This window comes from Sphingomonas sp. TREG-RG-20F-R18-01 (genome assembly GCF_022662475.1).
Taxonomy (GTDB): Bacteria; Pseudomonadota; Alphaproteobacteria; order Sphingomonadales; family Sphingomonadaceae; genus Sphingomonas.
In genome coordinates this window covers 379,055-390,306 of the sequence record NZ_JAKNQQ010000001.1, presented here as the reverse complement: position 1 = coordinate 390,306, position 11,252 = coordinate 379,055, and the positions used below count along the sequence as shown (strand labels likewise).

Sequence of the window (11,252 nt, the reverse complement as noted above, 5' to 3'; positions counted from 1 at the left end):
GGTCGCGCGAAATCAGGCGCTGCGACGCCGCTCCGCATCGGAGACGGCCATGATCCCGGGCACGGGCATCTGCAGCAGGCGACGTTCCGCCAGCAGGCGGCGTGTGTTGGCAACGCTCAGCGGCTGTCCGTACAGGAACCCCTGACCCTTGGCGCAACCGACCGCGCGCAGGCGTTCCTCGATCCGGGCATCGGCGATCCCCTCCGCGATGATCTGCAGATTGAGGCTGTCGCACAACCGCGAGATCGCGGTGACGAGGGCAGTGCTCTCGGCGCTTTGCTCGATCGACAGGACGAGGCTGCGGTCGATCTTGATCTGGTCGAAGGGCAGGGCCCGCAGGTGCGACAAAGCGGAGAAGCCGGTGCCGAAATCGTCGAGCGCCAGCCGCACCCCCTGGTTCTTGAGGCTCCCGACGATCGATTGCGTCAGCGTCAGATTGTCGAGCAGGGTCGCTTCGGTAATCTCGATTTCGAGCCGGTTGGCGGGGAAGCCGGTTTCGGTCAGGACCTTGATGATCTTCTGCGCCATCCACGCGTCACGCAGTTGCAACGGGGAGATGTTGACGGCCAGCGTCAGCCCCGCGTCCCAGTCGCGCGCCGCCTGGAACGCCTGCCGCATGATCGCGAGCGACAGGTCGCTGATCAGCCCGGTCTGTTCGGCAATGGGCACGAAAGCATCCGGTCCGAGCAGCCCGCGCACGGGGTGTTCCCAGCGGGCGAGCACTTCGAAGCCGCACAGGCGCCCGGTGAGCAGATCGATCTGCTGTTCGAAATACGGCACGATTTCCCCGCGCGGAATTGCGAGGCGCAGTTCGGCCTCGAGATCGCTGCGCGCCTTTCGTTCGCGCTCCATCGTCTTGTCGAACCAGGCGAACCGGTTCCGCCCCGCATTCTTGGCGGCGTACATGGCGGTATCGGCCGATCGCATCAGCGTGTCGAAGCCCGCGGTCGCGTTGTCCGATCGCGCGATGCCGACCGATGCCGATATGTGCAGATGGATGCCGTCGGCCTGAAACGGCTTGGCAAGCCTTGCGACGAGCGTTTCTGCCACCTGTTCCACCGCCATCGGATCGAGCGGATCGAAGGTGAAGGCGCAGGCGAACTCGTCCCCGCCCAACCGCGCGGTCAGCGCCTGCGGCGGCATGGCATCGGCAATTTCGCGTGCGACCGCCATCAGCAGTGCATCGCCGGTCGCATGGCCGTGCAGATCGTTGACGATCTTGAAATGGTCGAGATCGAGCAGCAGCAATGCCATTGCCTTGCGCCGGCTCGTGGTCTGGCTGGCCATCGCGGCACCCGCTTCGGCAAGGCTGCGGCGGTTGAGGAAGCCGGTCAACGGATCCCGCGCGGCGAGATGCTGCGCGCGTTCTTCGGCCGCGGTCCGGACGGACACTTCGTTTGCCAGATGGCTGTGCCGGCGCCACCCGATCAGTATCAACGCGATGTTGAGCAGCAATGCGATGACCAGCGCCTGATCGGTATGGACGGGACTTCCGACGAGCTGCTGGACCGTGCTCGACAGGGCCGCGCTGCCGAGCCCGACGAACAGCAGGATCGCAGCGACGGTGATCGCATTGCCGACCAGGTCGCTGCGGGGAGCGGGTTCGGGGCGGCTGTCCTGTGCCTCGGTCTTGCGGGTATCTGTGTCGCGTATCGTCATTTAGGCCAGCCTCCCGTCGGGACGCCCATCTCACGCCATCCATGTACGAGACGTTAAACCCGCCGGGTTGCAGCGACGAACGCCTTGCGGTAAGGGACAAGCCGATCGCTCCACCATGAAGCGTGAAGGCAGTCCTGCGGGACTACGCCGGCCGACGAGGTTTCGTCCGCCGGCGTTCTTTGCGTTACGCGGCGAAAGCGACAGTTTAGAAGGGTTTTTTCGGATGTTCGAGAGCCTGAGCGACCGTCTTGGCGGTGTGTTCGATCGGTTGCGGGGGCGCGGTGCGCTGACCGAGGCCGACGTGCGTGCGGCGATGCGCGAAGTCCGAGTCGCGTTGCTCGAGGCCGACGTCGCGCTGCCGGTGGCGCGCGATTTCGTCGATCGCGCGACCGAACAGGCGGTCGGCCAGAACGTGCTGCGCTCGGTCACGCCGGGGCAGCAGGTCGTCAAGATCGTCAACGACGCGCTGGTCGAGATGCTGGGTGCGGAAGCGTCCGAGCTCGAACTCGACGTCGCGCCGCCCGCGATCATCATGATGGTCGGCCTGCAAGGGTCGGGCAAGACGACGACGACCGCCAAGATCGCGCTGCGCCTCGCCAAGCGGCAGGGCAAGAAGGTGCTGATGGCGTCGCTCGACGTCAACCGCCCGAACGCGCAGGAGCAGCTCGCGGTGCTCGGCACGCAGGCGGAGGTTTCGACCCTGCCGATCGTCGCGGGGCAGCAGCCGGTCGATATCGCGCGGCGCGCGGTGCAGGCGGCGAAGCTGCAGGGCTTCGATGTCCTGATGCTCGATACCGCGGGTCGTCTCCACGTCGACCAGGCGTTGATGGACGAGATGCGTGCGGTCGCTGAAGTCACCAAGCCGACCGAGATCCTGCTCGTCGTCGACTCGCTGACCGGGCAGGACGCGGTCAACGTCGCGCAGAACTTCTCGGATCAGGTGCCGCTGACCGGTATCGTGCTGACCCGGATGGACGGCGATGCGCGCGGTGGTGCGGCGCTGTCGATGCGCGCGGTCACCGGCAAGCCGATCAAGTTCGCCGGCATGGGCGAAAAGCTCGACGCGCTCGAGGCGTTCGATCCCAAGCGCGTCGCGGGCCGGATCCTCGGCATGGGCGACGTCGTCGGCCTCGTCGAGCGCGCGGCGGAAGCGATCCAGGTCGAGGACGCCGAGAAGATGGCGGCCAAGCTCGCCAAGGGCGAGTTCGACCTCGACGATCTGCGTGCGCAGCTCTCGCAGATGCGCCGCATGGGTGGCCTCGGCGCGCTTGCGGGGATGATCCCCGGCATGGCCAAGGCCAAGCAGGCGATGGCCTCGGGCGCGATGGACGAGAAGATCCTCGTCCGCTTCGACGCGATGATCACGTCGATGACCCCCAAGGAACGACGCAAGCCCGAACTGCTCAACGCCAAGCGCAAGATCCGCGTCGCCAAGGGCTCCGGCACGACCGTGCAGGAGGTCAACAAGCTCCTGAAGATGCATCAGGAAATGGCGACCGCCATGAAGAAGATCAAAAAGATGGGCGGCCTCAAGGGCATGGCCAAGCTGTTTGGTGGTGGTGGCGGCATGGGCGGTCTGGGCGGCGGTGGCGGCCCGGATGGCGCGGGCGGCCTTGGCGGTCTCGGCGGAATCGACCCGTCCAAGATGTTCAGCGGCGGTGGCGGGGGTCTTCCCGGCCTCGGCGGCGGCCAGACGAAGCTCCCCCCGGGCTTCGAGAATTTGCTCAAGAAGAAGTGATCGCCATGCGGCCGCAAGCCGCTGGCAAAACCAAAGACCGAAAAAGAAGGAAGTAATCTACAATGGCAATCAGCATTCGTCTGTCGCGTGGCGGCTCCAAGAAGCGTCCGTATTACCGCATCGTCGTTGCCGATGCGCGCAGCCCGCGCGACGGCAAGTTCATCGAGAAGCTGGGCACGTACAACCCGCTCCTCGCCAAGGACGACGAGAAGCGCATCGTGCTCGACGCGGACCGCGCGAAGCATTGGCTGAGCGTCGGCGCGCAGCCGACCGATCGTGTCGCACGCTTCCTCGACGTGGCTGGCATCCGTGAGCGCGCCGCGCGCACCAACCCGAACAAGGGCAAGCCCGGCGAGAAGGCCGTCGAGCGCGCGGAAGAGCGTGAGAAGAAGCTCGCCGACGCCGAAGAGGCAAAGGCAGCAGCAGCGGCAGCCGCCGCTGAAGCAGCCGCAGCGCCTGCGCCTGCCGCCGAAGCGACCGACGATGCCGTCAACGAAGGCGAGAGCGCTTCGGCACCGGCAGAAGGCTGATGTCCGGCGACTCCCCCGTCACGCTCGCGGTCGTGATCGGCGCGCATGGCGTCACGGGGGAGGTGCGTCTCAAGGTCTTCACCGAGGATCTTGGGCAGTACAAGACGTTCAACGGCGGCGCACTGACCCTCAAGTCGGTGCGCTCCGGCAGCAACGGCGCGATCGCCCGGATCGCCGAAGTCACCGACCGCAACGCCGCCGAGGCGATGCGCGGGACCGAGCTGACCGTGCCGCGCTCTGCGTTACCGCCCTTGGAAGAGGGCGAATATTATCACGCCGACCTGCTCGGCCTGCCGGCGGTGTCGCTGGAGGGTGAGGCACTCGGCCATGTCGTCGCGATCGACGATTTCGGCGCGGGCGACGTGCTCGAGATCGAGCGGCCCGACAAGAAGCGCTTCATGATCCCGATGAACGCCGAGGCGGTTCCCGAGTGGAACGCGGAGCGCGTGGTGGTGGACGGGGCGTTTATCGTCTGAGCGGGCGGTTCGGGGTCTACCTAGGCCTTGATTGCTGGTTTGGCGGCCAATTCCTCACCCCAGCCGTCATCCTGAACTTGTTTCAGGATCCAGCCCTCCACGAGTCCTGACTATGCCTGGTGCACGCTGGATGCTGAAACAAGTTCAGCATGACGGTTGCTTTTGGGGTGCGGGGGTGACGATCAAACATCACCGCCAGAGCGGCCGCCGCTCATCCAGCAAATTACGGATCGTCGTCGCGGCAACGCCCGCTTCGCCCATCGCGTGGCTGATCTGGTCGAGCCCCTTCACGACATCCCCCGCCGCGAACAGCCCAGGGATCGAGGTGCGCTGGTGATCGTCGACCTCGAGGCACCCTTCGCCGGTCGCACGTGCCCCCGCCGCCACCGCGAGCTTGGAACGGATGGTGGAGCCAAGCGCGGGATAGACGCTGTCGAACGCCAGATCGCCGCCGGGCGTCGTCACGACCATCTCCTCCCCCTCGATCCGCATTGGCGAGCATGGACCGTCGACATGGACGATCCCCGCCTCTTGCAGCTTGGCCTGGCACGCATCGTCGAGTTCGTGCCGCGCGCCCGGCGCGATCAGCGTGACGTCGCGGGTATAGCCGCGCAGGAACAGCGCTTCCTTCATTCCGTGGTCGCCGGTGCCGATCACCCCGACGCGCTTGTCGGTGACTTCATAGCCGTCGCAGATCGGGCAATAGCGGATCAGCCCGCGTGCCAGTGCTTCGTCATGGACGGCGCGGTCCATCTCCGGGCGGATGTTGACGACGCCGGTCGCGAGCAGCACCGAGCGTGTCGGGAACACGCGGTCGCCGACGCGAACCTCGAAGTCGTCGCCGGTCGGGCGGATCTCCGTGACCTCGGCGGCCTCGCGCACCGCACCGAATTCCTCGGCCTGGTCGAGCATCAGCCGCAACAGCTCGGTCCCCTTCACACCACCGGGATAGCCCGCATGGTTGTGCGTCCGCGGGATCAGCGCGGCGCGGCTGCTGCCACAGTCGAACAGCCGGATCTTCAAATGAAACCGCGTCAGATAGATCGCGGCGGTAAGGCCGGCGGGGCCGGCGCCGATGATGATACAGTCGTCCATGGCAGCGATACGCGTACGCAAGCGTAACGTTCCTTGACCGTCCCACTGCCAGTATATACGTAACGTACATACGGAGATTGCGCATGGCACAAGAATATCGGGCCAAGGTATTCAAATCCGGCAACTCGCTCGCGTTGAGGTTGCCAAAGGCACTGGGCTTTGCGGAGGGTGAAGACATGGTTGTCGTGCCGCATGCCAACGGCAAATTCAGCTTTTGGCGAGAAAGTGACAGTCTGGACGTGCTGATGAGCCTTTACGGCAGCATGTCGCCGGGCTTCATGGCGGAGGGCCGCGGCGATACCGAGCAAGATGAGCGGGACTGGAGCAAGCCCCCGTCGCACAGCGGAGCCGCGTGACATGTATCTGCTCGATACGAACGCCTGCCTCGATTTCACACTCGCCCGAAGCGCTACATTGAAGGAGCGCGTGCGGGAGAATTATCGCAAGGGTCTGGCAATATCGTCGATCACGCTGGCCGAGTTGCGCGTCGGTGCGCAGGGGCAGGACGCCGATCCGATGGATGACGAGCGACTAGATCGGTTTGTGGGAACATTGCGGCTGCACGACTTTGATCGTGCAGCCGCCAATGCCTATGGCGCTTTGGCGCGGCTGATGGGGATGCGTCGTACCAGCTTCGACCGATTGATCGGCGCGCATGCGATGGCGCTCGGGCTGACATTGGTCACGAACAACCAGCGGCATTTCGCCGACATCCCCGACCTGCGCGTAGAGAATTGGACGCTATGACTTTCGCCGCCACCGTTCTCACCCTCTACCCCGAGATGTTCCCCGGCCCGCTCGGCATTTCGCTCGCGGGGCGCGCATTGAGGGAGAGGAAATGGTCGCTCGACGCGCGCAACATCCGCGACTTCGCGAGCGATAAGCATCGCACCGTCGACGAGACCCCGGCAGGTGGCGGCGCGGGGATGGTGCTCAAGGCCGACGTCCTCGCCGCGGCGATCGACAGCGTCGCGACCGGCGCGCCGATCCTCGCGATGACCCCGCGCGGCCGCCCGCTCACCCAGGCGCGCGTCCGTGACCTCGCGCAGGGGCCCGGCGTCACCGTCCTGTGCGGTCGGTTCGAGGGGTTCGACGAACGCATCTTCGACGCGCGGGGCATCGAGGAAGTCTCGATCGGCGACTATATCCTGTCGGGCGGCGAGATGGGCGCGCTGGTGCTGCTCGACGCTTGCATTCGGCTGCTTCCCGGCGTAATGGGCGCGGCTTCTAGCGGTGATGACGAGAGCTTCGAAAGCGGCCTTCTCGAATATCCGCAGTACACCCGACCATTTGAATGGGAAGGGCGCACGATCCCCGAAGTGTTGCGATCGGGGGATCATGCGAGGATTTCGGCATGGCGCAAGCACATGGCCGAGACCGATACACGGCTACGGCGGCCGGATCTGTGGGAGCGCCATGAGGGTGCTCGGGTCCAACCGCCCTCTGGCGCGCGACGACAGACGAAGGACGCATGAGATGAATCTCATCCAGACGATCGAAGCCGAGAACATTGCCAAGTTTCTCGAAACCAAGCAGATCCCCGAATTCCGCCCTGGCGATACGCTCAAGGTCGGCGTGAAGGTTGTCGAAGGCGAGCGCACCCGCGTCCAGAACTACGAAGGCGTGTGCATCGCGCGGTCGAACAAGGGCATGGGCAGCAACTTCACCGTACGGAAGATTTCGTTCGGTGAGGGCGTGGAGCGCGTCTTCCCGCTGTATTCGCCGAACATCGACAGCATCGTCGTCGTCCGCAAGGGCGCGGTGCGTCGTGCGAAGCTGTACTATCTGCGGGGCCGCACCGGCAAGTCGGCGCGTATCGCAGAGCGTCGCGACACGCGTCCTGCAAAGGGCACTGCCGCAGCCGAATAAGCTCGGCGCGTTTTGTGGAAGAATCAGGGCGCGGGGACGATCGTCTCCGCGCCCTTTTTCGTGTGCATCGCATGGCCATCGAGGTTGGGCGACGGCATGCCCACGCTTGATCGTGCAACCACGACGCCCTCCGGGTAAGAGCGGCGAACCACCCGAGGGATCATCGATGTCGCAGCTTCCCCGTCCCGTCGACCCCCTCGCGATCTCCGTCGAACCGGACGGTGCGCCCCGGATCGCGGTGCTGGACATGCTGCGTGGGATCGCGATCCTCGGGATCCTGTTCATGAACATCAACGACATGGGCCAGTCGATGACTGCGTCGTTCGACGATATTCGGCATCTCGGCTGGTCGATGCCGGATCAGATCGTCTGGTGGATCCGCGAAGTGCTCGCGATGGGGACGGCGCGCGGGATGCTGGAGATGCTGTTCGGCGCGGGAATGGTGATCCTGACCGAGCGGCTTGCGCGGCAGGCCGACGAATCGGTGGTGCTGCGGCGATACTTCACGCGCAACGTCATCCTGTTCCTGTTCGGCCTGGTGCACGTCTTCGTGCTGCTGTGGCCCGGCGATATCCTGCACACCTATGGGCTCGCCGCTCTCGTTGCGTTCCTGTTTCGCGAGTTGCGCCCGCGCGCGCTGCTGTTTCTGGGATCGAGCATGGCCATGTTCTTCCTGATCGGCGGCGGCATGAGTTACAGCGTCGACCGGACCAACGCGTCCGCGCGGGAGCGTGTCGAGCAACACCGGGATGCGCACGCGCCGCTGACGCGCGAAGACCAGGCGATGCTGGCCAACCAAGCGGAGCAGCGGAAGCAACGCGCGACGCTGAAGCGCGATAGCAGAGCCCGGATCGTCGCCGAGGACAAGGCGCGTACGGGGACGTTCGCGACCTGGGCGGCGCAGCAATGGGGTACTTTCAGGTATATGGAGGAACAGGGGTTCGAACTTCTGTTCGTATGGGAGGCTGCTGCGACGATGCTGATCGGCGCGGGGCTGTTTCGGCTCGGCGTCCTGCAGGGTTTGCGATCGGTGCGATTCTACGGGGTGATGACGGGTGCGGCCTATGCGATCGGGGTCCCGTTGCGCCTGCTCGAAGCGTATGAGGGCACGCGTTTTACCGCCGCGCCGCAGATCAGCATGGCGACTAGCGAAGTCGCACGGCTGGCGATGACGCTGGGGCATGTCGGGTTGGTCAATCTGCTCGTCACCACCGCGCTGGGGGCGACGCTGTTGCGGCCATTCACCGCAGCGGGGCGGACGGCCTTGTCGATCTATGTCGCGCAGACGCTGATCTGTCTGTGGGTGCTGTACCCTCCGTTCATGCTCGCCTGGTACGGCAGAATGAGTTGGGCGGGCCTCATGCTGACTGCGATCCTGGTCAACGGCGTGCTGCTGATCGGCGCGAACCTGTGGATGCGCTGGTTCCGGATCGCCCCGGTCGAATGGGCGTGGCGTTCGCTGATCGAGCGGCGCGCGTTGCAATGGCGCCATGTCCGGACAGGGGCCGGCGCAATCGCCTGACGCCAAGGGCCTTTACGCAAGCCGCCGGCGTCGCGATAAGCCCGCAACGCCCGCGATCGTCGGGCCGGGCAATCGAGAGAGCGGAGATGCGGGATGCGGGCGACTTGGGCTTTTGCGGGCGTGATGCTCGCCTGTGTGGCGGTACCTGCGATGGCTGCTGATCCTGCCCCTACCCAATTGACGCTGAAGGCTGTGTTCGGCAGCCCCGATCTGTCGGGCGTCCAGCCGCGCGGCGTCAAGCTCTCGCCCGATGGGACGTTGCTGACGTCGCTGCGCCCGCGTGCCGACGAGAAGGAGCGGTTCGACCTGTGGGCGCGCGACACGCGCACCGGGCAGGAGCGGATGCTGGTCGATTCGAAGAAGGTCGGCTCGGGCGCGGAACTGTCCGAGGCCGAGAAGATGCAGCGCGAACGCGCACGTATCGCCGGGTCGAAGGGCATCGTGACCTATGACTGGGCCCCCGATGGCAAGACGATCCTCGTGCCGATCGACGGCGACCTGTATCTGGCGGGCCTCGACGGCGCCACGCGGCGGCTGACCAATGCGCCGGGCGACGGCGCGCTCAATCCGGTCATCAGCCCCAAGGGCGGCTTCGTCAGCTTCGTGCGGGGGCAGAACCTCTTCGTCCAGCCGCTCGGCGGCGGCGATGCGCGTCCCGTCAGCAGCGATGGCGGCGGGACGGTGCACTGGGGCGAGGCGGAGTTCGTCGCTCAGGAGGAAATGGACCGCCGCACCGGATACTGGTGGTCCCCGCAGGACAGCCACATCGCGGTCGAGCGGTTCGACGAGGCCCCGGTCGGCGTGGTCACGCGTGCGGCGATCGGCGCGAACGGGACCAAGGTCTATGACCAGCGGTATCCCGCCGCGGGAACGCCCAACGTCGCGGTCGCCTTGTATGTGATGAAGGCGGACGGGTCGGGGAAGGTGAAGGTCGACCTTGGCACCAATCCCGACATCTATCTTGCCCGCGTCGACTGGACGCCCGATGGCAGCGCGTTGCTCGTCCAGCGCGAGAGCCGCGACCAGAAGACGCTCGACATGCTTCGCGTCGATCCGGCGACGGGCAAGGCGACCGTCCTGTTCACCGAGAAATCGGGCACGCGCAGCTGGCTCAACCTGTCCGACGCCTATCGACCGATGAAGGACGGGAGCTTGATCTGGCGCTCGGAGCGGACCGGCTTCGGCCACCTCTACCGCTTCGCGAGCGGCAAGTGGACCGCGCTGACCAAGGGCGACTGGGTCGTACAATCCCTGCTCGGCGTGGACGAAGCCAAGGGGCGGCTGTTCTTCACCGGCAACAAGGATGGCGTGCTCGAGCAGCATCTCTATTCGGTCGACATCGCGCATCCGAACCAGATCACACGGCTGACCGAAGCCGGCTGGTGGAACAACGGCACGATGGACGAAGCCGCGACGCGGATGATCGTCTCGCGCTCGAGCCCGACGCAGCCGACGCAAGTCTATCTGGCGGATGCGACCGGCAAGCGGCTGTCGTGGATCAACGAGAATGCGGTGGTCCCGGGGCATCCCTATTACCCATATCTCGCGAGCCACCAGCAGACCAAGTTCGGCACGATCAAGGCCGAGGACGGGACCGATCTCTATTATGAGATGATCACCCCGCCGCTCGAGCCGGGGAAGAAATACCCCGTCTTTTTCCAGCATTACGGCGGCCCCGGCACCGGTCAGCAGGTCACGCGCGGGTGGGGCGGGGCGTTGCCGCAGTATCTCGTGCAGCACGGCTATATCTATTTCCAGATCGACAATCGCGGCTCGTACAATCGCGGCAAGGCGTTCGAGGATCACATCTACCGCGCGATGGGGACGGTCGAGGTCGCCGATCAGCTGGCGGGGGCGAAGTTCATCAAGAGCCAGCCGTTCGTCGATCCATCCAAGGTGGCGATCTATGGCTGGTCGTACGGCGGTTACATGACGCTCAAGATGCTCGAGGCGAACCCGGGGGTCTATGCGGCGGGCGTATCGGGCGCGCCGGTGACGCAATGGGAGCAATATGACACCCATTATACCGAGCGCTACATGGGCTCGCCGGTCGCGGACAAACAGGCGTATGTCGCGTCGGACGCGCTGGGGAAGGCGCCTGCGATCAAGGACCCGCTGCTGCTGATCCACGGGATGGCGGACGACAATGTCGTCTTCACCAACTCGACCGCGTTCGCCGCACGGATGCAGGCGACCGCGACGCCGTTCGAGATGATGTTCTACCCGGGCTATACCCACCGTGTCGGCGGGCCGGGGATCAGCGAGCATCTGTGGGGGACGATCCTGACGTTCCTCGATCGGAACGTGAAGGACAAGCCGACGAAGTGACCCAACCCGCTTCCCCGGCGAAGGCCGGGGCCTAG

11 protein-coding genes are annotated in these 11,252 nt (G+C 65.5%); 9 read left to right on the top strand and 2 right to left on the bottom strand.

Annotated features, from left to right (window positions below; genetic code table 11):
• Positions 1-12: 12 nt before the first annotated feature.
• Entirely contained in the window at positions 13-1,659 is a 1,647-nt protein-coding gene (locus L8K25_RS01860; RefSeq protein WP_242137226.1) for a bifunctional diguanylate cyclase/phosphodiesterase, read from the bottom strand.
• Positions 1,660-1,882: 223 nt separating this feature from the next.
• Here L8K25_RS01860 and ffh point away from each other — a divergent pair, with 223 nt between their 5' ends.
• The 3 genes from ffh to rimM all read left to right on the top strand — a co-directional run bounded on the left by ffh (position 1,883) and on the right by rimM (position 4,403).
• A complete protein-coding gene (gene ffh / locus L8K25_RS01855) occupies positions 1,883-3,397 on the top strand; it encodes a signal recognition particle protein (RefSeq protein WP_242137225.1) in 1,515 nt (504 codons plus the stop codon).
• Positions 3,398-3,459: 62 nt separating this feature from the next.
• Positions 3,460-3,927, top strand: coding sequence for a 30S ribosomal protein S16 (rpsP, locus tag L8K25_RS01850; RefSeq protein WP_242137224.1), 468 nt, complete (start codon positions 3,460-3,462; stop codon positions 3,925-3,927).
• Complete coding sequence (gene rimM, locus L8K25_RS01845; protein WP_242137223.1) at positions 3,927-4,403, top strand: ribosome maturation factor RimM; 477 nt, start codon at positions 3,927-3,929, stop codon at positions 4,401-4,403. Before rpsP ends, rimM begins: the two co-directional genes overlap by 1 nt.
• 189 nt (positions 4,404-4,592) lie before the next feature.
• On the opposite strand, the gene L8K25_RS01840 is transcribed toward rimM, so the two are convergent.
• Entirely contained in the window at positions 4,593-5,498 is a 906-nt protein-coding gene (locus L8K25_RS01840) for an NAD(P)/FAD-dependent oxidoreductase (RefSeq protein ID WP_242137873.1), read from the bottom strand.
• 83 nt (positions 5,499-5,581) lie between these two features.
• Between L8K25_RS01840 and L8K25_RS01835 the strand changes: the two genes are divergently transcribed.
• The 6 genes from L8K25_RS01835 (at position 5,582) to L8K25_RS01810 (ending at position 11,217) form a co-directional block, all read left to right on the top strand.
• On the top strand, positions 5,582-5,854 hold the full coding sequence (locus tag L8K25_RS01835; RefSeq protein WP_242137222.1) for an AbrB family transcriptional regulator: 273 nt from the start codon (positions 5,582-5,584) through the stop codon (positions 5,852-5,854).
• Between the two features lies 1 nt (position 5,855).
• On the top strand, positions 5,856-6,245 hold the full coding sequence (locus L8K25_RS01830) for a type II toxin-antitoxin system VapC family toxin (RefSeq protein WP_242137221.1): 390 nt from the start codon (positions 5,856-5,858) through the stop codon (positions 6,243-6,245).
• Positions 6,242-6,973, top strand: a complete 732-nt coding sequence (gene trmD, locus L8K25_RS01825) for a tRNA (guanosine(37)-N1)-methyltransferase TrmD (RefSeq protein ID WP_242137220.1) — start codon at positions 6,242-6,244, stop codon at positions 6,971-6,973. Before L8K25_RS01830 ends, trmD begins: the two co-directional genes overlap by 4 nt.
• A 1-nt stretch (position 6,974) precedes the next feature.
• Positions 6,975-7,367 (top strand): 50S ribosomal protein L19, encoded by a 393-nt coding sequence (gene rplS / locus L8K25_RS01820; protein ID WP_010164172.1) that lies wholly within the window; start codon positions 6,975-6,977, stop codon positions 7,365-7,367.
• 166 nt (positions 7,368-7,533) lie between these two features.
• Positions 7,534-8,889: a DUF418 domain-containing protein gene (locus tag L8K25_RS01815; RefSeq protein ID WP_242137219.1), complete on the top strand. Its 1,356-nt coding sequence runs from the start codon at positions 7,534-7,536 to the stop codon at positions 8,887-8,889.
• A 93-nt stretch (positions 8,890-8,982) separates the two neighbouring features.
• On the top strand, positions 8,983-11,217 hold the full coding sequence (locus L8K25_RS01810) for a S9 family peptidase (protein WP_242137218.1): 2,235 nt from the start codon (positions 8,983-8,985) through the stop codon (positions 11,215-11,217).
• The last annotated feature ends 35 nt before the right edge of the window (positions 11,218-11,252 follow it).

Bases quoted from the DNA above. Each gene is read 5' to 3' on its own strand.
- L8K25_RS01860 (WP_242137226.1), bottom strand. From the start codon at position 1,659: ATGACGATACGCGACACAGATACCCGCAAGACCGAGGCACAGGACAGC.
- ffh (WP_242137225.1), top strand. From the start codon at position 1,883: ATGTTCGAGAGCCTGAGCGACCGTCTTGGCGGTGTGTTCGATCGGTTG.
- rpsP (WP_242137224.1), top strand. From the start codon at position 3,460: ATGGCAATCAGCATTCGTCTGTCGCGTGGCGGCTCCAAGAAGCGTCCG.
- rimM (WP_242137223.1), top strand. From the start codon at position 3,927: ATGTCCGGCGACTCCCCCGTCACGCTCGCGGTCGTGATCGGCGCGCAT.
- L8K25_RS01840 (WP_242137873.1), bottom strand. From the start codon at position 5,498: ATGGACGACTGTATCATCATCGGCGCCGGCCCCGCCGGCCTTACCGCC.
- L8K25_RS01835 (WP_242137222.1), top strand. From the start codon at position 5,582: ATGGCACAAGAATATCGGGCCAAGGTATTCAAATCCGGCAACTCGCTC.
- L8K25_RS01830 (WP_242137221.1), top strand. From the start codon at position 5,856: ATGTATCTGCTCGATACGAACGCCTGCCTCGATTTCACACTCGCCCGA.
- trmD (WP_242137220.1), top strand. From the start codon at position 6,242: ATGACTTTCGCCGCCACCGTTCTCACCCTCTACCCCGAGATGTTCCCC.
- rplS (WP_010164172.1), top strand. From the start codon at position 6,975: ATGAATCTCATCCAGACGATCGAAGCCGAGAACATTGCCAAGTTTCTC.
- L8K25_RS01815 (WP_242137219.1), top strand. From the start codon at position 7,534: ATGTCGCAGCTTCCCCGTCCCGTCGACCCCCTCGCGATCTCCGTCGAA.
- L8K25_RS01810 (WP_242137218.1), top strand. From the start codon at position 8,983: ATGCGGGCGACTTGGGCTTTTGCGGGCGTGATGCTCGCCTGTGTGGCG.